Here is a 20,110-nt window from a genome sequence, read left to right on the forward strand (position 1 = left end):
CGGCTGGCTACTTGATGGCGCCGGCAGTGATGCCGCGGGTGAGCGTCCGCTGGAAGATCAGGAAGAAGAGCAGGGCCGGCAGGATGCCGATCAGGCCGGACGAGCTGGTCATGGTCACGTCCATCAGGCGGTCGCCCTGCAGCACACCGAGAGCCACCGGCACGGTCTGGTTCTCGTTCGAGACCAGGAAGACCAGAGGCAGGAAGAACTCGTTCCACGTCCAGATGAAGAAGAACGTGAACAGCACGCCGAGCGTGGGCCGGCTGACCGGCACGACGACGCTCCACAGGGTGCGCAGCTTCCCGGCCCCGTCGACGTCCGCGGCGTCCAGCAGCTCGGTCGGGAACTCCTGGTAGACCGAGGTCAGCAGGTAGGTGCCGAAGGCGGCCTGGATGACCGTGAAGATGATGACGATCGAGATCAGGCTGTCGTAGAGCTGCACCTCCTTGGACAGGAAGTACAGCGGGTAGACCAGCACCTCCTGCGGCAGCAGGTTGGCGACCAGGAAGAACACCAGGAACCAGAGCCGGCCCTTCACCTTGCCGATGCCCAGCGCGTACGCGTTGAGAACCGACAGCAGGACGCCGAGCACCGCCACCGTGAAGCTGGTGATGAAGCTGTTCCAGAGCTTCTGGCCGAAGTCGACCCGTTTCCAGAAGTCGACGATGCCGTCCCAGTAGAGGTGCGGTGGCAACGACAGCGGGCCGCCGGTGGCGTAGTCGGCCGGGCTCTTCACCGCGTTGATGGCGATGATCAGCAGCGGCGCCACGACGATCAGCAACAGCGCGAGCAGAGCCGCGAGGATGACGAACCGAAGCGGATTTGTCCGCTTCGCCACCGGTGTGGCCGGGTCGGTCTTGGCCGGTGCCCGATTTGCCGTGAGAGTCATGCTTTACGCTCCGCGCGGTTCTGCAGGCGAAGGAACACGATGGACAGCGCGATGATGAGCACGGTCAGCACCGTGGAGATCGCCGAGCCGTACCCGACCTGGGCCTTCTCGAAGAAGTTCTTGTACGCGAAGTAGCTCGGCACGAGCGTAGCGTTGCTCGGCCCGCCGCCGGTCAGCACGAAGATCGGCCCGAAGATCTTGAGCGCCGCGATCGTGGTCGTCACCAGCACGACGTAGAACTCGGGCCGGATCAGATACACGGTGATCTTGCGGAAGCGCTGCCACCAGGACGCGCCGTCCAGATCGGCCGCCTCGTACAGCTCCGGGTCGACCCGCTGCAACCCGGCCATGAACATGACGATCGGGTAGCCCAGCTGAACCCAGATCATGATGCCCATGACGCTGTACAGCGCCGAGCCCGGCTCGCCGAGCCAGTTGTGGGCCAGCGAGCCCAGGCCGATCGACTCGAGGATCTTGTTGAGCGCGCCGTACTCGGGGTGCAGGATCCAGCCCCAGACGATGCCGGTGACCGCGACCGGGATGATCTGCGGCAGATAGAACCCGGACCGGAACAGCGACGCCCAGCGGTTGCTGAACCTCTTGGCCACGTAGTCGAACAGCACCGCGGCCAGGAACAGCCCCAGCAGCGTCGGCACCACGGCCATGGCCAGGATGAGCAGCAGGATGTTGCTGAACGAGCCCCAGAACAGCGAATCCTCGAAAAGCCGCGTGTAGTTGTCGAACCCGATCCAGCGCTGCTCGCCGACGCCGTTCCACTTGGTGAAGCTCGTGTAGACCGTCATCACCAGCGGCACGACGATCACCAGGATGCTCGCCAGAACGCCGGGGACGAGAAAGGGCCAATACCCCTTGCGCCTCATGTTTGCCCCTTTCCGCGGGCCGGCGAAGGGTTTCCCCTCCGCCGGCATCCGGGTCACTTGCCGAGGTCGGCGAGGTTCTCGTCGTACGGCTTCTGGATCTCGGTGAGCACCTGGTCGGGCGTCTTGGAGCCGTTGATCAGGCCCTGCACGCCGGCGACGAGCACGTCGTAGTAGCCGGGGGCCGGCCAGTCCGGGTAGAACGCGAGGCCGTCCGCACTCGAGACCTTGTTGAAGTTCTCGATGAGCTCCTTGTTCTTGGGGTCGGTGATCGCCGAGGCGTCGGCCGCGACCGGCACACCGCCGTTGTTACCGAGCAGCGCCTGGATCTCCGGCTTCATGGTGATGTCGATGAAGTCGTACGCCAGCGCCTTGGCCTTGCTCTTCTCGGGCACCACCCAGAGGTTGCCGCTGGAGCCCGGGTGCAGCTTGTTGCCGGGGAACAGGAACGTGCCCCACTCGAAGCCCTTGATCTCATTGACGAACCGGCCGTACCACCACGAGCCCGAGATCATGATCGGGAACTTGCCCTGGGTGAACGAGACGCCCATGTCCTCGGCCTTGATGCCGGCCGAGTTCTTGGCGATGTACCCCTTGTCGACCCACTGCTTGAAGGTGTCCGCGCCGTACTTGAGCTGCGGACCCTTGAAGTCGACCTTGTTCTTGTAGAGCTGGTAGTCGTCGACCCAGGCCCGGTCGGCCTTGGAGAGCGCCAGCGAGTAGAGAATCTGCTGAGCCGGGTACTCGGCGCCGCCGACAGCCAGCGGGGTGACCTTGTTCTGCACGAACGTGTCCATCACCTTGGTGAACTCGTCCAGCGTGGTCGGCACCTGCAGGTTGTACTTCTTGAACAGGTCCTTGTTGTAGTAGACCTCGACGTACTCGGCGTAGTTGGGCACGCCGTAGGTCTTGCCCGAGCCCATGATGCCGTCGTCGTCGTACTTCGTGGTCGTCTGCAGGCTCGAGTTGAGGGCCTTGTCCCACCCGCGCTTGCCCGACTCCTCGGTGAGGTCGGTGAGCAGGCCCTGCTTCGACAGCAGCCCCGCGGTGGCGTTGCCCTTGTTGTACTCCATGATGTCCGGCGCGCTGTCGGAGTTCAGAATCATCTGGGCGTTCTGCTGGATCTGCTCGAAGCTCTTCTCCTCGAACTTCACCTCGACGCCCGGGTGCGAGCTCTTGAACTCCTCGATGGCCTTGTTCCAGGCGATACCCATGGCGCTGTTGGGGCCTTCGTAGTGCCAAAGGCTCAGGACTTTGGCGTCGCTTCCCTCGTCGGACGACGAGTCCCCCGAGCCGCCACAGGCAGCGAGGGCGAGCGAGGTGGCAAGCAAGAGGGCACCGGCCGAGAGACCGGCTCGGAAAAGAATCATGTCTGTCGTCCTCCGGGAGGGGCTCCGTCGAAGCGCTTCGACACTGCGCCCACAGGTGGCAGCAGCGCAATCGTCGAAGCGCTTCGACGCGGGACTTTGACAGGACGCTAGGCTCCGCCCCGCACAGATGTCAACGGTGTGACGAAGACATTTCCAAGACCGAGATCGCCCGCCTCGGGCGGCGCGGGTGACTACCCCGAGCCACCGTCCGGGACGACGCACCGTGCACGACCCGGCATCGCAGGCAACCTGAGACGCGCGAGCCGACGGCGAGGACGGCGCAGCCCTCCACGAGCCGACGTCCTGCCCATCCTGGGAGATGTCCGCGCGGGAGCCGGCATGTGAGCCGATGCCGACGCAACCAGGTGCGGTGGTGGCGCGTCTAATCGGCCGACTCCGCGAGCCGAGAAGGGTGCGTCATGAAGAGACAGCCGGCCTTGCTGGCGCTGCCGTTCCTGATGGCCGCCGGCGCGCTTGTCGCCTGCGGCGAGCAGAGTGCGGGCGGCTCACCGAACCGGGTGGGTCCGGCCACCGCCACGGGGGTGCCGCGTGCCTCCGAGGTCACGCCGTTCGTCGACCCGAGCGGGGATCCACGGCCGCGTGCCTCCGAGACGGCGCCGTTCGTCGATCCGACCCTCGGTCCGCGACCGCGAGCGGGCGGAACCGGAAAGCCCAGCACCACCCTCAGCCCCGGCCAAGGCGTGCCCGCGGCCCTCGACTGCGGCACCTTCGTGCTCGGCCAGGGCGACAAGCCGCCCGAGAGCGCGACCCGCTGCTTCGTCGACGCCGCCCAGGCCGGTCACCCCGCGCGGCTCAAGGTCACCCGGCCCACCGTCGAGGGCGACCCGATCCCGGTGACCTACACCGCGGGCGCGGACGGCCGCACCGAGGTCCTCACCGACTCGCGCCAGGACGGCTTCGGCCCGAAGCAGATCACCCGCGAGATCTGCCAAGGCCCGTCCGTGGCCGAATTCGGCATCAAGTTCAACCGATGCACCCCACCGGCGCCGGTCACGAACTGACTGTCACGCCGGGCGACATCCGGCCCGCTCGACCAACGGTCACAGCCGCCATCGGTGACCGGAGAGCAGTCCTCCCAGCAACTGGACTGCGGGAACGATGTGTCATCGCCACCATGCCGGCCGGCACTTCGAGCAGTCGGTGGGTCACCGAATTCGACGTGCCGCCGGGAACGATCAGATACGTGGTGGTGGCGTTCCGTCCCACTCGAATGACGCAGGACAGGGGTTTGTTCCGGAACTCCACCGGGCCCTGGCCCGAGGGGCCGATCCACTGCACGGTCACGTAGGGGGCTTCGATATCCCACAAGGGGACGCCGAGCACGACCGCCGGGCCCACAGCGCGACGGCGATCACGCTGCATACGTAGACGAGCAGGGAAGAAATCAGCTCTGTCCTCGACGGCACATGCCGATTCTCAGTCCCCCGCACCCTGGCGAAGGAATCTTCCAGGACCCCCCCGTAAGCTCGATCGTCAACGCGGACGACGTGCCGTTCGGCGGATGACTCTGCTTGACCGATCCGACAGTGTCGCCGCGGGTCAGCAGCTCTTCGATCAAGGCCAAGGACGAAGTAAGCTCCTCGATGCTTTGGCCATCTCGAAGCCGCGGGTCGCAGCGGGCGATTCGCGTCGGATGGCTGACTCGGAATCAATGCCATTTCCGAGCCGCCCGCGCCGGGGTCGAGGGGGGAAAACCCCTAACCGGAGTCGGGTGGTTACCGGCTTCTGAGCGGCGACGGCGGTGTCTAGCGTCGTCCATGTGATCGAACTACGTGAACTGACGAAGCGTTATGGCGGCCGGACCGCCGTGGACGAGCTGAGCTTCCGCGTCCAGCCGGGCGTGGTGACCGGCTTCCTCGGCCCGAACGGGTCCGGCAAGTCGACAACCATGCGGATGATCCTCGGCCTGGACGCGCCGGACCACGGCGAAGCCCTGATCGACGGCATCCGGTACCCGGAGCTCACCTGGCCGCTGAGGACGGTCGGGGCGCTCCTCGACGCCGGCGCGTTCCATCCCGGACGCAGTGCCCGAGCGCACCTGGGGGCTCTGGCGGCCGGCAACGACATCTCAAGTTCCCGGGTCGAACAGGTGCTGGGCATCGTCGGGCTGTCCGATGTAGCCGCTCGACGGGCCGGCACCTATTCGCTCGGCATGCGGCAACGGCTCGGCGTCGCCGTGGCTCTGCTCGGCGACCCGGGCATCCTCCTGCTCGACGAGCCGGTCAACGGGCTCGATCCGGAGGGCATCCGCTGGATTCGCGACCTGCTGCGCGGGCTCGCCGCCGAGGGCCGGACGGTGTTCGTGTCCAGCCACCTGATCGCCGAGATGGCGCTGACCGCGGACCGGCTCGTCGTCATCGGTCAGGGCCGTCTGCTGGCCGAGACCACCGTCGCCGAGCTCGCGGCCACCGACGACAACCTGGAGGACGCGTTCTTCCGGCTCACCTCGCAGACCACCGACTACCGCGGGAGGACCGCCTCATGAACGGCATCACCACGCAGGCGACCGACCACGGCGGAAGGACAGTGTCATGAACAGCTACCGCAAAGGCGGGAAGAACACAGGCCGCTACGGATTCCGTCAGGCGGCGCGGATGGAATGGATCAAGCTGCGCAGCGTCCGGTCGGCGTGGTGGCTGGCGATCGCGGCGGTGGCCTCGATGGCCGCGTCCGGGATCGGGGTGGGTCTCGGCTACCGGTCGCACACTCCGGTCGCCACCACCGCGCAGATCCTCAACAACAGCCTCAGCGGCGCGATCCTGGCCCAGCTGCTGCTCGGGGCGCTCGGCGCGCTGATGATGACCGGCGAGTACGGCACCGGAATGATCCGCTCGACGTTCGCTGCCGTCCCGCGGCGGCGGGTCGTCCTGGCCGCGAAGGCCGCCGTGTGCGGGCTCGCGACCACGACCGTCGGACTGGTCGCGAGCTTCACCGGCTATCTGGGCGGGCAGCTCACCATCCGGGGCACGGCCATACCGGCCGCCTCCCTCGGGGATCCGCCGGTCCTGCGGGCGGTCGTGCTGACCGGCCTCTACCTGAGCGCCACGGCGCTGATCGGCATCGGCCTGGGGACGATTCTGCGGCACTCGGGCGCCGCGATCGGCGTCCTGTTCGCCCTGATGTTCGTCCCGACGATCGTGGCCGGCCTGTTCGGCGAGGGCGGCGTCGCGATCGGCCGCTTCGTCCCGCTGCTGATGTTGCTCAACTCGGTCGCCGTGATCACGCCGGGCGCCGGGTTGTTCTCCGGCACGGTCAGCGTGCTTCTGATGGGCGGGTACGCGGCGGTAGCGATCCTGGCCGGCGGCGTGCTCCTGCGGCAGCGCGACGCGTGAGCGACGACAATGGGCCGATGACCGCGCTCCGCGCCCCGTTCACCACCCTGGCCCTGCGCCGGACGGTGTTCTGCGTCGCCGGCGTGGTCGGCGCGGTCGCGATCCTGGCCGCCCCGGCGATCGTGCCGGGGGCGGCCGCCCTCAACCTCTGGGCCACCGGAGCCATGTCCGTCCAGCCGGCGCCGGTCGTCGCGCCGGTGTTCCTGGTCCTCTTCCCGCTCACCATCGCGCTCCTGCTCGTGCTGGCCACCCCGGCCGGGCGTGCGCTGGGCGCCGTGCACCGCACGCTCGCGCGCCGGCTGCTCGACGAGCAGGTGGACGCCCCGCCGCCCCGGCGCGGCCGGCGGATCGCCGACGGTCCCGGCTGGCGTGCCCTCGGCTACGGCCTGCTCAAGATCCCCCTGGCCATCCCCGAGGGCTACGGCGCCTTCTGCTACGTCTTCGGCATCGTCAACCTCAGCTATCCGGTGTGGTGGCCGCTGTTCCGCAACCATCCGCCGGGCACGACCCTCGACCCGGTGCGCGCGCTCACGCCGTTCGGCACGCTCGGCACGCGGACGTTCGGCGGCACGTTGATCATCGCCGCCGCCGGTCTGGCCATGCTGCTGGCCGCCCCGTGGTTGATGCGGGCCGGCACGACGCTCGACGTGGCCGCGATGCGCCGGCTGCTCGGTCCGCCCCGGCTCGCCGAGCGGGTGCGCGAGCTGCAGGCCAGCCGGGCCCAGGCGATCGACGACGCGGCCACGATGATGCGCCGGCTGGAACGCGACCTGCACGACGGCGCGCAGATCCGGCTGGCCACCCTCGCCCTGAACCTGGGCATGGCCAGGGAGAAATTCGACGATGACCCCGAACAGGCCCGGGAACTGTTGGCGCTGTCCCACCAGGGGGCCAAGGACGCCCTGGCCGAGCTGCGCGAACTGGTGCGCGGCATCCACCCGCCGGTGCTCGACAACGGCCTCGGCGACGCCCTGGCCACACTGGCCACGAGCAGCGCCATACCGGTCACGGTCACGGTCGATCTGCCCGTCCGCCCGGCGCCCGCGATCGAGACCATCGCCTATTTCTGCGCCTCCGAACTGCTCGCCAACGCGGCCAAGCACAGCCGGGCGAGCAGGATCGCCCTGTCCGTCAACGGGAAGAGGACGCCGACCGCCGAGGACGACGGTGTCGGGGGGCACCTGACGCTCAACGTCGGGGACGACGGCGTCGGCGGGGCCGACCCGGACGGTCCCGGGCTGTCCGGCCTGGCCCGCCGCATCGCCGTGGTGGACGGCCGCATGCGCGTGCACAGCCCGGCCGGCGGCCCGACCCGGATCGGGATCGAACTGCCCACGTACGTATGAGGAAAGGCGACAACATGCGGGTGGTGATCGCGGAGGATGCCGCGATGATGCGCGAGGGTCTGGTCCGGCTGCTCACCGACCGCGGATTCGAGGTGCCGGCCGCGGTGGCCGACGCCGAAGCATTGCGGTCGGCCGTTCAGGAGACAGCGCCCGACGTGGCCATCGTCGACATCCGCATGCCGCCGACGCACACCGACGAGGGCCTGCGTGCCGCCGTCGACATCCGGCGCGACCATCCCGGCGTCGGCGTGCTGGTTTTCTCGCAGTACGTGGAGACCCGCTACGCCCGTCGCCTGCTCGCCGACCGGCCGAGCGGCGTCGGCTACCTGCTCAAGGAGCGGGTGGCCGACGTCGCCGACTTCGTGGACGCGCTGACCCGGGTCGCCTCCGGCGGCACTGCCCTGGATCCCGAGGTGGTCCGCCACCTGATGCGCGCCGGTCAGCCGACGGCCGGGCTGACCCCGCGCGAGCGTGAGGTGCTCGCCCTGATGGCCGAGGGACGGTCCAACGCCGGGATTGCCGCCGCCCTGGTCATCACCCCCGGAGTCGTGGAGAAGCACGTGGCGAACATCTTCGCGAAGCTGGGCCTGCCGTCATCCGACAGCGACAACCGCCGGGTCCTGGCCGTCCTGCGCCATCTCAGTGGCTGACGTGAGAATGATCAGTTGCCGGGTCGCCCGGGTCATGGCGACGTAGCGGTCGACCGCGCCGAAACGCTGCGGATCCACCAGGACGACGAGGTCGAACTCGAGGCCCTTGGCCAACTGGGGAGTCAGCGATCGCACCCGCGGCGCCGCCGGGAACGACGGATCCCCGATCACGCAGGCGATTCCTTCCGCGTACGCCGCCAGCCAGCCGTCGACGACAGCAGCCAATTCCGAAGTGGACCCGTAGCGCACCGGCACCCCGCTGCTGCGGATCGACACCGGCACGTTGGCGTCCGGCAGCACCGCCCGGATCACCGGCGCCGCGGCGTCCATGATTTCCGACGGCGTACGGTAATTGACGGTCAGCGACGTCAGGGTGGCCCGTTCCAAGCCCACCCGGGCCAGCCGCTCCGCCCACGACTCGGTGAACCCGTGCCGCGCCTGCGCCCGGTCCCCCACGATGGTGAAGCTGCGCGACGGGCACCGCAGCAACAGCATCTGCCACTCGGCGTCGGTCAGCTCCTGAGCCTCGTCCACCACGATGTGCGCGAACGGCCCGGCCAGCTGGTCCGGGTCGGCCCGGGGCACTGCCGCGTCGTCGACCAGCACGTCCCGCAAATCCTGCTGCACCAGCATCCACATCAGACCCTCGCCGTCGTCGTACTCGCGCGACGCGACCAGGTCGTCCAGAACGCGCGACATGCCCGCCCGCTGCGCGGCCACCGCCGACTCCTGCTGCCGCCGCAGCCGCGCCGTTCCCGGATCGCCGACGCGGTGCCGCGCCGCGTCCAGCAGCGGGAGGTCGGCCTGCGTCCAGGCGCGTGGTTCCGTACGCCGCAAGCTCTTGATCTCGTCGGCGCTCAGCCAGGGGGCACACTTGCGCAGGTAGGCCGGCACCGACCACAGATCGGCGACGATGTCGTCGGGCGACAGCACGGGCCACGCCCGGTTGAAGGCGGAAGCCAGCGCACGATTGCCGAGCAGGGCCTTCCGTACGAGATCCGCCGGCTCCTCCCCCGCGTACTTCGCCTCGAGGATCGTGAGCAGTTCCTCCCAGGCCTCCTCCCGCCCCTCGTTGTGCGGCGTGCCCGGTCCCGGCGCCGCGAACGCCTCGGCCCAGTCGTCGGCGGTCAGCCGGATCTCGTCGTCGTCCGTCTCGACGAGCATGCCGTGCGCCGGCGGCTCCTCGTAGAACCGGACCGCGGCCTCGATCGCACCGACCATGGCCACCGACGACTTGAGCCGCGCCACCGACACGTCCGTCTCCTCGGCGAACGAGGCGCCCCCGGGCACGAGGTCGCGCAGCGTGCACGTCTGCACCTCGTCCTCGCCCAGACTGGGCAGCACGTCCGACACGTACGCCAGGTAGGGCTCGTGCGGCCCCACGAAGAGCACGCGCCGGGGGTTGGCGTACTGCAGATACGCCGTACGGTGCAACGCCACCACGGTCTTGCCCGTGCCCGGACCACCGTCGACGACGAGCGCGCCGGCCGACCCGGCCCGGATGATCGCGTCCTGGTCGGCCTGGATCGTGCCCAGCACGTCCCGCATCCGGGCCGACCGGTTGCTGCCCAGGCTGGCGATGAACGCGGACTGGTCGTCCAGCGCGGCGTGCCCCTCGAGCGCGTCCGGCGTGAACACCTCGTCCCAGTAGTCGGTGATCCGCCCGCCGGTCCAGCGGTAGCGCCGCCGGCTGTCCAGCCCCATCGGGTTGGCGTGGGTGGCCCCGAAGAACGGCTCGGCCGCGGGCGACCGCCAGTCCACGAGCAGCCGCTGCCCGTCACTGTCGGTCAGCCCGAAACGCCCGATGTAGACGGCGGACGAGCCGGTCACCATGCGGCCGAGGCAGATGTCCAGGCTGTAGCGCCGCAACGCGCGAAGCCGGCTGGTCAACCGCCGCACCGCGTCGTCGCGGTCGACGGCCTGGCGCCCCTTGCCGGCGGGCGCCCTCCGCTCGACCTCCAGCCGGTCGTTCAGCTCGGCGATGGTCCGCTCGAGGCTGGCCGCGATCACCGCGAAGTGTCTCTCGTCGTCGGCGATGAGCACCGGGTCGGATTTGGCTTCGGATACCTCAAAAGCGCTGGTCACGCAGCGATTCTGCGCCGGCACCGGGGTCTTGCGGCAAGGCCCCCTCTGTGTTATACGTTAAACATGGCGAGAGGTGCGGATTTCCCTCCGCCGGCGCGGGGCACGGCGCAGGACGCCAAACATCAGCAACGGCTCAGAGACCTGAGGCTGCTTCGTCGTGTCCGCGACCGGATCGACCGCGACTACGCCCAGCCGCTCGACGTCGAGGCCCTGGCCCGCGGCGTCAACCTCTCGGCCGGTCACCTCAGCCGCGAGTTCCGGGCCGCGTTCGGCGAGTCGCCGTACAGCTATCTCATGACCCGCCGCATCGAGCGCGCCATGGCCCTGCTGCGCCGCGGCGACCTGTCCGTCACCGACGTGTGCTTCGAGGTCGGGTGTTCCTCGCTCGGCACGTTCAGCACCCGATTCAGCGAGCTGGTGGGCATGTCGCCCAGCGCCTACCGCCGGCTGACCGCCGAGCAGTCCCAGGCCGAGGGCCTGCCGGGCTGCGTGGTCAAGCAGGTCACCAGACCGATCAGGAATCGAGAAGCAACGGCCGTCCCCGGCCAATAGCGTGGTCGGCATGAACCTCACCATTCACAACACGTTCCTTCCGGCCGACAACCCCGAGGCCTCGCTCGCGTTCTGGCGCGACACGATGGGCTTCGAAGTGCGCAACGACGTCGGGTACGGCGACATGCGCTGGATCACCGTGGGCCCGCCCGGGCAGCCGCAGACCTCGATCGTGCTGCACCCGCCCACGGTCGACCCCGGCCTCACCGACGACGAGAAGCGCACCATCGCCGAGCTGATGGCCAAGGGCAGCTACGCCAGCATCGTCCTCAGCGCGCCCAACGTCGACGAGGCGTTCGAGCAGGTGCAGAAGGCCGGCGGCGACGTCGTCCAGGAGCCGATCGACCAGCCGTACGGGCTGCGCGACTGTGCCTTCCGCGACCCGGCCGGCAACATGGTGCGCATCAACCAGCAGTGACAGCGCGCATCAACCAGCGGTGACAGCGGGTGGGGCGGTGCTGTCCCGCTCGACCAGCGTCGGCGGCAGCAGCCGCACCGGCTCGGTCGGCCGCCCGTCGAGCAGCTTCATCGCCGTGGCCACGGCCAGCCCGCCCACGTCGTGGGCCGGGATGTCGACCGAGGTCAGCGGCAACGGCATGTTGAGGGCGACGTCCCGCGGACAGACCGCCACCACCGAGATGTCCGCGGGGACGCGCCGCCCGCTCGCCTGCAGCTCCTCGAGCACCATGCGCAGCGCCTCTTCGTTGTGCACCACCAGCGCCGTCACCCCCGGCAGCTGCGCGTCGATGTCGGCCAGGCAGGCCCGCACGCCCTCCCGGTCGGGCTCGCACGGGTGGGTCATCGTCTCGAGGCCCAGCTCGGCCGAGCCGATGGTGAAACCGGTCAAGAACCTTTCGGCGTACGTCGTCCCGCGCTTGTACACCGCGGGGGACGGACCCACGAGGGCGACTTTGCGGTGCCCGTGCCACGCCAGGTGCCGCAGAGCCTCGGCCGCGGCCGCCTCGAAGTCCAGGTCGACGCACACTATCCCGGCGGGGTCCTCCGGCAGCCCGATCAGCACCGAGGGCTGCTTCAGCCGGCGCAGGGCCTGGATGCGCACGTCGTCGCGTTCCACGTCCATGACGATGAGCGCGTCGACCATGGTGCTGTGCGCGACCCGTTCCAGGCCGGCCGTGCCCTCGTCCTTGGTCAGCAGCAACACGTCGTGGTTGTGGGTGCGCGAGGCGGTGACCACGGCCGTCGCGAACTGCATGATGACGGGCACGTTGACGTCGGTGCGCAGTGGAACGACCAGGGCCAGCACGTTGGTGCGGCTGCTGGCCAGCGCCCGCGCCCCGGCGTGCGGGTGGAAGCCCAGTTCGGCGATCGCCGCCTGCACCCGCTCACGGGTCTGCGCCGAGATCGGCCGGCGACCGCTCAGAACGTACGACACGGTGCTCGGTGACACGCCGGCCGCCCGGGCCACGTCGTTGATCGTCGCCATCCGCCCCCCTCATCCGCTGCTCACACTACTCAGCCCACCCGCTTCGTCGAAGCGCTTCGACGGCCTCCTGGCTCACCATAGATGCAGGTGAATGTCGTGTCCACCGTTCCATTCCACCGCGAGCAAGCGGCCGGGTCACGCGAGTGTGAGGCCCGCCGGCGCTACGGTCGACGGGTCAACGCCAACGAGCGTGGCCCCTTCCACGCGCGGCCGGAGAGATCCCCTCCCGAGGTCTCGCGCTGCCGACCGCCCTCCTCGACCGGGAGCACGCCTTGTCCGAGCACGTACGCGCCGAACTCCACCGCACCGGCGGCTTCACCGGGCGGCCGCTGAGCGCCGTCGCCGACTCGCGCACCCTGTCGCCGGCCGAGTCCGCCCGCCTCCGCCAGTTGATGTCCACCCTGGATTTCGCCACCTTGCGCAGCACCCGCCACCCCACGGGCGGCGCCGACCTGTTCCGCTACGACCTGATCCTGACCCGCGGCGACGACCACTGGCGCGGCACCGTCTCGCAAGCGTCCGTCCCAGCCGCCCTCCAGCCACTGCTCCAGCTCTTGACCGGCATCGCCCGCTGACCGCACCACCAGATCTTGGCGCGGAAGCCGTCGGCTCCCATGGCTGCTCGCACTCCGGATCGGCTCAACCGGCCGGTCCGGAAGCCGCGCGTTCGCTGATCCGATCGCGACATCGCCGAGCGGGCCAACTCGCGTAACAGCTACCGGCAGCAAGAAGGGACCCGGGCCGGCGCGGTCGAGCCGGCCGAGCATCTCGACGACGCCCACGCCCACCTACTCGCCTCACCGCGTTCCCGCACGAACTCCGGCGAGACATCTGGTCGAACAACGCGCCGGAACGCCTGAACAAGGAAATCCGGCGACGTACCGAGGTCGTCGGGATCTCCCCGAACCGGGCGGCGTTCCTCCGCCTCGTCGGCGCCGCCTGGCCGATCAGACCGACGAAAACTCTTGCACCACGCCCGCGGACGTGACCGATCGCGGGGGCCTACGCCGAGGGGCGTGCGGGCTTGCTGGTGGCGTGCGCGTCGGCGAAGGCCCATACCGTCCTGATGAGCGCGTCGGGCGTTTCGATCTGCGGCAGATGACCGGCTTCCGGAAGCATCGTGAACTGCGCGCCGGGGATCGCGGCGGCGAAGGCCCGGCCGAAGTCGGGGTCGGCGATTCGGTCGGTCTCGCCCCAGACGACCAGGGTCGGGGCGCTCGCCCCGCCCAGCCGGCCGGCCAACGTCGGGTCGGTCATCGCGCGGCCGGCATACGCCTCGAGGGCCACGCGGTTGCCGGCCATCGCCTCGCGGATCTGCGGGGGCAGCTGGGCCGGGTCGACACCGTACGTCTGCGGGTCGTGGTAGCTGAGTTCGGCGAGCCCGGCGGGAGTGAGCGAGAAGAAATCGGCGACCGGGTGACCGGGCACCTCGATACCGACCGCGTCGACGAGAACGTAACTGCTGACCCGGGGTGAGCGCAGCAGCGCCATCTCCGCGGTGATCCAGCCGCCGATCGAGTTGCCGACCACCGTGACGTCCTGCAGGTCGAGGGCGTCGAGCAGAGCGACGTACGTCGCGGCCAGCCCGGCGATCGAGTCGAGCGCGGCGGGGCGCGGGGTGGCGTTGAAGCCGGGGTGGACCGGGGTGAGCACATGCGCGTGCTCGGCCGCGGCAAACCGGTCGGCCCAGGGTGTGACGGTGAGCGGTCCCCCGCCGCCGTGCAGCAGCAGGAACGGGTGGCCCGCGCCGCGCTCGGTGACGGTGAGCTCCAGGGAGCCGATACCCGGGACGGTGAGTGAGTGGACGGTCATGCGAGCTCCTGGACAGTGATGACGACGACGCGAGTCCGTATATAAGGAACCTTAGATCAGGTTCCTTATATACGCAACCTTGCAGTAGCCTCCGGGGATGAGCGCTTCCTTGCAACAGGTCGGCCTGGCCGTCAAGCGGCTCCAGTGGCGGCACCACCGCGAGGCCAATCGCCGCCTGGCCCCGCTGGGCCTCTCGCTGGTGCAGTGGGACACCCTGCGCCACCTGCACGCCAACCCCGGCGCCTCGCTGCATCGGCTGGCCGAGCTCACCTTTCAGACCGACCAGTCGATGGGCGAGCTCGCCAAGCGGATGGTCGACCGCGGGCTCCTCGAGCGGGTCGAGGGTTCGGGCCGCAAGGTTCAGCACCAGCTCACCGCGACCGGCGACGAACTCCGGCGAGCCGGCGGCGAAGCGGTCGACGGCGTCCTCACCGAGTCCCTCGGGCAGCTCAGCGCCGACGAGCGGGAAACCCTCCACCGGCTGCTGCTCAAAGCGGCCGAGCCGGGGTGAGCGCGCCCGTAGCCGACAGCCGCTGATCTGGCGAGGTCCGATGATCCGGTCGTAGGCTGCGATCAGCGGCATCACGGGAGGGCGGCCCGGCATGACGACGAACGGCAGATCCGCGCGACTTCTGCGCGGGTACGGGTGGTGGATCATCCTGGTGACCGTTCTGATCACCGCCGGGGGCTATGCGCTGAGCCGCGTCGAGCCCGTCGGGCATCGATCGACGGCGACCGCCGTGGCTGGACCGAAGCAGCGGGCCGGCTTCGCGCCCGTGCCCGTCGACGCCGGCACCGAGCGCGAGATCGCCCGCTCCGGCACCGTCCTGCGTGCGGCCGCCGAAGAGCTGGGCATGGCCGAGACGGACCTGGCCGACGGCCTCGATGTGGAGCCGGCCGAGCAGGGGGCGGCGATCACCATCGCCTACACCGACGGCGACGCGGCCACCGCCCAGCGGCGGGCGCAGGCTGTCGCCGAGGAGTACGTGCGATATCGCAACACCACGACCGTGCAGTCCGGCACCGCGGCCACGCTGGTCTCGCCGGCCGGCCCGGCTGAGGAACAGCGGCGTCCGCTCTGGCTCTGGCTCGCCGCCGGCGCGGTCGCCGGGCTGCTGCTGGGCCTGACCAGCGCGTACGCGATGGCCCGCCGCCGCGACCGGCTGCGCGGGCGCGCCCACTACGAACAGCAGACCGGGCTGCCGGTGCTGGCTACGATCCCGCGGGCGCGGCGCTCGCGAGGGCCCGGCGCGCCGCTGCCGGTGATGCTGCGCTCCCCCGACTCGGCCGACGCCGAGGCCTACCGGTACCTGCGTGCGCGCCTCGAACCGCTGCTGGGGCGGCCGGCAACCGTGCTGATCGCCGGTGGCCGCGACGGCGAGGGCCGCAGCACCACGGCCGCCAACCTGGCCGTCGCGCTGGCCCAGTCCGGCCGCCGGGTCGTGCTGGTCGACGCCGACGTCCGCCGGCCCGCGCTGCATCTCATGTTCGATCTGTCCCGCGACCGCGGGCTGACCAACGTGCTGACCGGCCGGCACCAGCTCACCGAGACCCTCGCGGCCGGCGCCATCGTCAACCTGCGGGTGCTGGCCGTGGGGGCCGAGCGTGACAACAGCGCCGACCTGCTCGCCGGGGGCGGCCTCACCGGCCTGCTGCACGAGCTCAAGGAGCAGTGCGACGTCGTGGTGCTCGACTCGCCGGCCCTGCTGGAGGTGGCCGACGGCCTCGGGCCGGCCGCCTGCGCCGACCAGATCCTGGTGGTCACCGACTATCGCCGGGCCACCCGGGCCGATGCCGTCCGGGTCGCCGCCGAGCTCGAGCACGTCGCGCCGGGCCGGGTCTCGGCGGTGCTGATCGGGCTGCCCGAGCGCGACGGCGGCCTGACCCCGGGCACTCGAGCGGGCCGCGCCCACCAGCCCTCCGCCGACCGCTTCGAGGCTCTGGACGGCCCGGCCGAGCACTCGCCCCCGCCCGGTCCGCCGGACGAGCCGGCGCCCGAGAATCCGGAGGCGGCCGGGGAGCCCGAGCCGAAGGCGAAGCCGGTCAGCGCGAAGGCGGCCATCCCCCAGCCGCGCGTCTACACGTCCGCCGCCGCCAAGGCCGAGGCCGAGGCCCGGGTGCAGGCGAAGGCGGCTGCCGAGGCGAAGAGCGAGGAATGACCCGGGTGGTGGCCACCGGGAGGGACAGGTTAGGTTAGCCATACCTTGCCGTAGTTCCCTGGAGGCCCCCGTGACTCAGACCGCTGACCCGGCCGTGGCGACGGTGCCGTGGCGGTTCTTCGCCGTCGAGGTTCGCGAGGTGCGGCGGCTCAGCCCCCACTTCGTCCGGGTGACCTTCACCGGCGACGACCTCGACCGCTTCGCCGACAACGGCTTCGACCAGCGGATCAAGCTGATCCCGCCGCTGCCCGGCTCGGGGCTGGCCCACCTGCCGACCGGCGAGGACTGGTACACGCAGTGGCGTGCCCTGCCCGCGGAGCACCGCAATCCCATCCGTACGTACACCGTGCGCGCCGTCCGTCCCGAGCTGCGGGAGGTCGACATCGACATGGTCCTGCACGGTGTGAACGGCCCCGCCTCGCGGTTCGCCGCCGAGGCCGGTCCGGGCGCCCCGGCGTACCTGATGGGCCCGAACGCCGATTTCGACGGGGTGCACGGGGGCATCGACTTCCACCCGCCGGCTCACACGGACTGCCTCCTGCTGGGTGGTGACGAGACCGCGGTGCCGGCCATCGCCGGGATTCTGGCCGGTCTGCCCGCCGACGCGCGCGGCGAGGTGCTGCTCGAGGTGCCCTCGGCCGGGGACGCGCTGGAGCTGACCGCCCCGGCGGGCGTGCGGGTCACCTGGCTCACCCGCGACGACGCCGCCTACGGCGCCAAGCTGATTCCCGCCGTACGCGCGGCCAGCCGCCGCATCCTCGGTGACGAGCAGGTCGGTCCGCCCGTCGAGCTCGAGGACGTGGACGTCGACCACGACGTGCTCTGGGAGGTGCCCGAGGAGGTCACCGACGTGAGCCGCTTCTACGCCTGGCTGGCCGGCGAGGCGGGCATGATCAAGCTGCTGCGCCGCCACCTGGTCGCCGAGTGCGGTGTCGACCGGCGCCTGGTGGCCTTCATGGGGTACTGGCGTCTCGGGCGGGCCGAAGGCAACTAAGACCCGTTTCCGCCGAATTCCTCCGGCGGTGTGGCTTTTCGCCTAGCGTTTTTGGTGAGGCCACGCCCGCGTGCGGCCGTCAGCTGAGCCGCGCCCGAAGGGCCTGGCTCCACAGAGCCCGAGGAGGAAGACATGTGGAACACCTCGGCGCCCCAGCAGGGTCCGGTCGTCCTGCTCGTGGAGGACGACGAGGACCTGCGCGACATGACGACGCAGATGCTCGAGCTGCGAGGCTTCCAGGTGCTGGCCGCGAACGACGCGGTCAGCGCCATCACCAAGTGCAAGGTGCACGAGGGAAAGATCGACGTGCTCCTGACCGACCTCGGCCTGCCCGGCGTCTCCGGCGGCGAGCTGGCACGCTCGGCGCAGGCCGTCCGGCCGGGCATGGAGACGGTCTACATCTCCGGCATGCCGCAGGAGATCGCGATCCGCCGGGGAATCATCAAGCGCGGGGCTTCCTTCATCGCCAAGCCGTTCACGGCCGACCAGCTGGCCGGCACTCTGCGGTCGGTCCTGGCCCAGAACAACAGCAACGCTCCTGCACCCTGACCTGGCTCAATTCGGTCCGACCGGATCCGATTCGTAGGGCACAGGCCGGGAGAACCCGGCCGGCCAGATGATCCGGGGGGACCCAATGCTGCCTTTTCATACGTCGCTGCCTACCTCCAGTCGCGTCTGACCAGCGCCGGGGAGCGTCTGGCCAAGAAGGGCGACGAGGGCGCGACCGCCGTCGAGTACGGCCTGCTCGTCTCGCTCGTCGCCGTCGTGATCATCGTTGGCGCCACCACCTTCGGCAAGCAGATCAGCGACCTCTTCGCTGCTGTCGCCGGCAAGATCAAGATGCCGGCGTAAGGATGAAAGGCCGGTAGTCACGGCAGTGCTCACCGCCGTACGCAGTCTCCTCAGCCCCGGGCCGCGCATCGCGCGCCGGCCGGTCCGGGGCGAGGAGGGCGCGGCCGCGGTGGAGGCGGCCATCGTGCTACCGCTGATTCTGCTGGTGCTGTTCGGCATCATCGACTTCGGCCGGGCCCTGCAACAGCAGGCCCTGCTCACCGCCGCCGTGCGCGAAGGCGCCCGGACAGCCGCGCTGAACGGCACCTCCGCCTCGGTGACAGCCAAGGTGCACAGTGTCGCCGGCGCCGACGCCACCGTGGCCAGCACGCTCTGCACCGGCGGATCCGCGGTGACCGCCGACGCGTCGGTGACCGCCACCCAGCCCTTCACGGCGCTCACGCCGGTGTTCGTGCTCATGCAGTACTACGGCACCACCAGCAGCCTCACCACTCTCAGAGCCACCGGGATCATGGCGTGCACCGGCTGATCCGCAGGCACTCCCTCGCTCCGGTCCGTCGCGCTTGGCGACGGACCATGCGGCGTTCCCGCTCCGAGCACGGCGCTGTGGCGGCGTTGTTCGCCGTGATGGTGAGCACCGGCGTCGTCATCGCCATGGGCGCGCTCGTCATCGACGTCGGCCAGATCGCGCTCGAACGTCAGGAGCTGCAGACCGGGGCCGACGCCGCCTCGTGGACGATCGCGTCCCGGTGCGTCCAGAACCCCGCCGACTGCACCATGGCCAAGCAGAGCCTGGTCGCGTCGGACTACGCCAGCCGCAACACCAAGGACGGGTCGGCCGACGCGCAGATCTGCCTGTCGAACCAGACCGCCCTGTGCACGGCGTGGAAGAGCCCGGGCGCGTGCCCGCCCACCACCGTCGCCGGCGGCACCTCGGTCGAAGTGCGCACGTCCACGCGTACGGGAACCTCGACCCTGCTTCCACCGGCCTTCGCCAGTGCCATGTCCGGTTCGGTGAGCTCGGGAGTCATGGCCGGCGCCTGCGGGCGGGTGGCCTGGGGACCGCCGGGCATCACCAAGGTGCTCGCGCTGGGCATCTCGATGTGCGACTGGAAGCGCATGACGGCCAACGGGTCCACCTTCTACGGCCCGTTGAGTCCCCTGCTGAGTCAGCTCGGCCTCTACTCGGTCCTCGGCCTGCCCGCGCCGACCGCCGCCGCCGAGAGCGCCATCCCTATGGTCACGTCGGCGAAGGTCCTACTTCCGCTTCCGTCCTGCACCTCACCGATCGACCCGACCGAGCCACGCGGCTGGGTCTGGCTGGCCGACAACGACCTCTCCCCACCCGACGCCAACTGCGAGCTGACGCTCAAGGTAGGTGATCTGCCCCGCTCGTTCCTGCTCTCCGGCCTGACCCAGGGCATTACGTGCGCGAGCCGGCTGCAGGCCCAGCTGGCCAGCCGGCAGCCGGTGCTCGTGCCCATCTACGACGAGGTGCAGGGCCTGCTGTCGCTCGCGCCCGCCTATCGCATCGCCGGGTTCGCGCCGTTCGTCCTCACCGGCTGGACGAGCCTGCTCGGCGGCCTGCTGAGCGGGGTCGGCAGCCTGCTCAACGGCGGTCTGCCGGGACTGCTCCAGAGCGCGCTGTGCGGACTGTCGCAGTGCATCCTCGGCTACTTCACCAAGACGCTCGTGCCCCTCGACAGTCCGACGTTCGGCACGGGCCCGAACTTCGGCGCCACGGTCATCGGGCGTACGGGATGACGGGGCCGCGAAGGGGGCAGGG

The 20,110-nt window shown here is 70.2% G+C and carries 21 protein-coding genes and 1 pseudogene; 16 read left to right on the forward strand and 6 right to left on the reverse strand.

Annotation, left to right across the window (positions count from 1 at the left end; translation table 11 throughout):
* Positions 1-7: 7 nt before the first annotated feature.
* The 3 genes from KXC43_RS30355 to KXC43_RS30365 are packed head-to-tail and all read right to left on the reverse strand — an operon-like array spanning position 8 to position 3,137.
* Positions 8-889, reverse strand: a complete 882-nt coding sequence (locus tag KXC43_RS30355; RefSeq protein ID WP_221379611.1) for a carbohydrate ABC transporter permease — start codon at positions 887-889, stop codon at positions 8-10.
* Entirely contained in the window at positions 886-1,770 is an 885-nt protein-coding gene (locus KXC43_RS30360) for a carbohydrate ABC transporter permease (protein ID WP_255645078.1), read from the reverse strand. The genes KXC43_RS30355 and KXC43_RS30360 overlap by 4 nt, the downstream gene beginning before the upstream one ends.
* Positions 1,771-1,823: 53 nt before the next feature.
* Positions 1,824-3,137 carry an extracellular solute-binding protein gene (locus KXC43_RS30365; protein WP_221379613.1) on the reverse strand — a complete coding sequence of 438 codons (1,314 nt, stop codon included), beginning with the start codon at positions 3,135-3,137 and terminating at the stop codon, positions 1,824-1,826.
* A gap of 419 nt (positions 3,138-3,556) precedes the next feature.
* On the opposite strand from KXC43_RS30365, the gene KXC43_RS30370 reads away from it, so the two are divergent.
* From KXC43_RS30370 to KXC43_RS30390, 5 genes are all read left to right on the forward strand, one after another.
* Complete coding sequence (locus KXC43_RS30370) at positions 3,557-4,159, forward strand: hypothetical protein (RefSeq protein WP_221379614.1); 603 nt, start codon at positions 3,557-3,559, stop codon at positions 4,157-4,159.
* A 758-nt stretch (positions 4,160-4,917) separates the two neighbouring features.
* Complete coding sequence (locus tag KXC43_RS30375) at positions 4,918-5,643, forward strand: ABC transporter ATP-binding protein (RefSeq protein WP_221379615.1); 726 nt, start codon at positions 4,918-4,920, stop codon at positions 5,641-5,643.
* Between the two features lie 46 nt (positions 5,644-5,689).
* On the forward strand, positions 5,690-6,490 hold the full coding sequence (locus KXC43_RS30380; protein WP_221379616.1) for an ABC transporter permease: 801 nt from the start codon (positions 5,690-5,692) through the stop codon (positions 6,488-6,490).
* Positions 6,491-6,507: 17 nt separating this feature from the next.
* Positions 6,508-7,836: a sensor histidine kinase gene (locus KXC43_RS30385; RefSeq protein ID WP_221379617.1), complete on the forward strand. Its 1,329-nt coding sequence runs from the start codon at positions 6,508-6,510 to the stop codon at positions 7,834-7,836.
* A 14-nt stretch (positions 7,837-7,850) separates the two neighbouring features.
* On the forward strand, positions 7,851-8,486 hold the full coding sequence (locus KXC43_RS30390; RefSeq protein ID WP_221379618.1) for a response regulator transcription factor: 636 nt from the start codon (positions 7,851-7,853) through the stop codon (positions 8,484-8,486).
* Here KXC43_RS30390 and helR read toward each other — a convergent pair.
* Positions 8,430-10,571: an RNA polymerase recycling motor ATPase HelR gene (gene helR / locus KXC43_RS30395; RefSeq protein ID WP_308129319.1), complete on the reverse strand. Its 2,142-nt coding sequence runs from the start codon at positions 10,569-10,571 to the stop codon at positions 8,430-8,432. The genes KXC43_RS30390 and helR overlap by 57 nt on opposite strands.
* 63 nt (positions 10,572-10,634) lie before the next feature.
* On the opposite strand from helR, the gene KXC43_RS30400 reads away from it, so the two are divergent.
* Positions 10,635-11,123, forward strand: a complete 489-nt coding sequence (locus KXC43_RS30400; protein ID WP_221379620.1) for a helix-turn-helix transcriptional regulator — start codon at positions 10,635-10,637, stop codon at positions 11,121-11,123.
* Positions 11,124-11,133: 10 nt separating this feature from the next.
* A complete protein-coding gene (locus KXC43_RS30405) occupies positions 11,134-11,541 on the forward strand; it encodes a VOC family protein (protein ID WP_221379621.1) in 408 nt (135 codons plus the stop codon).
* A 9-nt stretch (positions 11,542-11,550) separates the two neighbouring features.
* On the opposite strand, the gene KXC43_RS30410 is transcribed toward KXC43_RS30405, so the two are convergent.
* A complete protein-coding gene (locus tag KXC43_RS30410) occupies positions 11,551-12,567 on the reverse strand; it encodes a LacI family DNA-binding transcriptional regulator (RefSeq protein ID WP_221379622.1) in 1,017 nt (338 codons plus the stop codon).
* Between the two features lie 272 nt (positions 12,568-12,839).
* On the opposite strand from KXC43_RS30410, the gene KXC43_RS30415 reads away from it, so the two are divergent.
* Positions 12,840-13,142 carry a protealysin inhibitor emfourin gene (locus KXC43_RS30415; protein ID WP_221379623.1) on the forward strand — a complete coding sequence of 101 codons (303 nt, stop codon included), beginning with the start codon at positions 12,840-12,842 and terminating at the stop codon, positions 13,140-13,142.
* A gap of 183 nt (positions 13,143-13,325) precedes the next feature.
* A pseudogene (locus KXC43_RS30420) lies at positions 13,326-13,527 on the forward strand (transposase); the annotation flags it as partial.
* A 42-nt stretch (positions 13,528-13,569) separates the two neighbouring features.
* On the opposite strand, the gene KXC43_RS30425 reads toward KXC43_RS30420, so the two are convergent.
* Complete coding sequence (locus KXC43_RS30425; RefSeq protein WP_221379624.1) at positions 13,570-14,379, reverse strand: alpha/beta fold hydrolase; 810 nt, start codon at positions 14,377-14,379, stop codon at positions 13,570-13,572.
* 97 nt (positions 14,380-14,476) lie between these two features.
* On the opposite strand from KXC43_RS30425, the gene KXC43_RS30430 reads away from it, so the two are divergent.
* The 7 genes from KXC43_RS30430 (at position 14,477) to KXC43_RS30460 (ending at position 20,088) form a co-directional block, all read left to right on the forward strand.
* Positions 14,477-14,890, forward strand: coding sequence for a MarR family winged helix-turn-helix transcriptional regulator (locus KXC43_RS30430; RefSeq protein ID WP_221379625.1), 414 nt, complete (start codon positions 14,477-14,479; stop codon positions 14,888-14,890).
* A 91-nt stretch (positions 14,891-14,981) separates the two neighbouring features.
* Positions 14,982-16,538 carry a tyrosine-protein kinase domain-containing protein gene (locus tag KXC43_RS30435; protein WP_221379626.1) on the forward strand — a complete coding sequence of 519 codons (1,557 nt, stop codon included), beginning with the start codon at positions 14,982-14,984 and terminating at the stop codon, positions 16,536-16,538.
* Between the two features lie 70 nt (positions 16,539-16,608).
* On the forward strand, positions 16,609-17,532 hold the full coding sequence (locus KXC43_RS30440; RefSeq protein ID WP_221379627.1) for a siderophore-interacting protein: 924 nt from the start codon (positions 16,609-16,611) through the stop codon (positions 17,530-17,532).
* A gap of 132 nt (positions 17,533-17,664) precedes the next feature.
* Positions 17,665-18,081, forward strand: coding sequence for a response regulator (locus tag KXC43_RS30445; protein WP_221379628.1), 417 nt, complete (start codon positions 17,665-17,667; stop codon positions 18,079-18,081).
* Between the two features lie 216 nt (positions 18,082-18,297).
* Positions 18,298-18,384: a hypothetical protein gene (locus KXC43_RS53265; RefSeq protein ID WP_369076962.1), complete on the forward strand. Its 87-nt coding sequence runs from the start codon at positions 18,298-18,300 to the stop codon at positions 18,382-18,384.
* 25 nt (positions 18,385-18,409) lie between these two features.
* On the forward strand, positions 18,410-18,853 hold the full coding sequence (locus tag KXC43_RS30455; protein WP_221379629.1) for a TadE/TadG family type IV pilus assembly protein: 444 nt from the start codon (positions 18,410-18,412) through the stop codon (positions 18,851-18,853).
* 47 nt (positions 18,854-18,900) lie between these two features.
* Positions 18,901-20,088 (forward strand): pilus assembly protein TadG-related protein, encoded by a 1,188-nt coding sequence (locus tag KXC43_RS30460; RefSeq protein WP_221379630.1) that lies wholly within the window; start codon positions 18,901-18,903, stop codon positions 20,086-20,088.
* Positions 20,089-20,110: the final 22 nt, after the last annotated feature.

The sequence above is a fragment of the Paractinoplanes polyasparticus genome, assembly GCF_019710575.1.
Classification (GTDB): Bacteria; Actinomycetota; Actinomycetes; order Mycobacteriales; family Micromonosporaceae; genus Actinoplanes; species Actinoplanes polyasparticus.

What these genes read in the sequence shown, in the direction of transcription:
- KXC43_RS30355 (WP_221379611.1), bottom strand. Translation starts at nt 889, where the DNA reads ATGACTCTCACGGCAAATCGGGCACCGGCCAAGACCGACCCGGCCACA.
- KXC43_RS30360 (WP_255645078.1), bottom strand. Translation starts at nt 1,770, where the DNA reads ATGAGGCGCAAGGGGTATTGGCCCTTTCTCGTCCCCGGCGTTCTGGCG.
- KXC43_RS30365 (WP_221379613.1), bottom strand. Translation starts at nt 3,137, where the DNA reads ATGATTCTTTTCCGAGCCGGTCTCTCGGCCGGTGCCCTCTTGCTTGCC.
- KXC43_RS30370 (WP_221379614.1), top strand. Translation starts at nt 3,557, where the DNA reads ATGAAGAGACAGCCGGCCTTGCTGGCGCTGCCGTTCCTGATGGCCGCC.
- KXC43_RS30380 (WP_221379616.1), top strand. Translation starts at nt 5,690, where the DNA reads ATGAACAGCTACCGCAAAGGCGGGAAGAACACAGGCCGCTACGGATTC.
- KXC43_RS30385 (WP_221379617.1), top strand. Translation starts at nt 6,508, where the DNA reads ATGACCGCGCTCCGCGCCCCGTTCACCACCCTGGCCCTGCGCCGGACG.
- KXC43_RS30390 (WP_221379618.1), top strand. Translation starts at nt 7,851, where the DNA reads ATGCGGGTGGTGATCGCGGAGGATGCCGCGATGATGCGCGAGGGTCTG.
- KXC43_RS30400 (WP_221379620.1), top strand. Translation starts at nt 10,635, where the DNA reads ATGGCGAGAGGTGCGGATTTCCCTCCGCCGGCGCGGGGCACGGCGCAG.
- KXC43_RS30405 (WP_221379621.1), top strand. Translation starts at nt 11,134, where the DNA reads ATGAACCTCACCATTCACAACACGTTCCTTCCGGCCGACAACCCCGAG.
- KXC43_RS30410 (WP_221379622.1), bottom strand. Translation starts at nt 12,567, where the DNA reads ATGGCGACGATCAACGACGTGGCCCGGGCGGCCGGCGTGTCACCGAGC.
- KXC43_RS30425 (WP_221379624.1), bottom strand. Translation starts at nt 14,379, where the DNA reads ATGACCGTCCACTCACTCACCGTCCCGGGTATCGGCTCCCTGGAGCTC.
- KXC43_RS30430 (WP_221379625.1), top strand. Translation starts at nt 14,477, where the DNA reads ATGAGCGCTTCCTTGCAACAGGTCGGCCTGGCCGTCAAGCGGCTCCAG.
- KXC43_RS30435 (WP_221379626.1), top strand. Translation starts at nt 14,982, where the DNA reads ATGACGACGAACGGCAGATCCGCGCGACTTCTGCGCGGGTACGGGTGG.
- KXC43_RS30445 (WP_221379628.1), top strand. Translation starts at nt 17,665, where the DNA reads ATGTGGAACACCTCGGCGCCCCAGCAGGGTCCGGTCGTCCTGCTCGTG.
- KXC43_RS30460 (WP_221379630.1), top strand. Translation starts at nt 18,901, where the DNA reads ATGCGGCGTTCCCGCTCCGAGCACGGCGCTGTGGCGGCGTTGTTCGCC.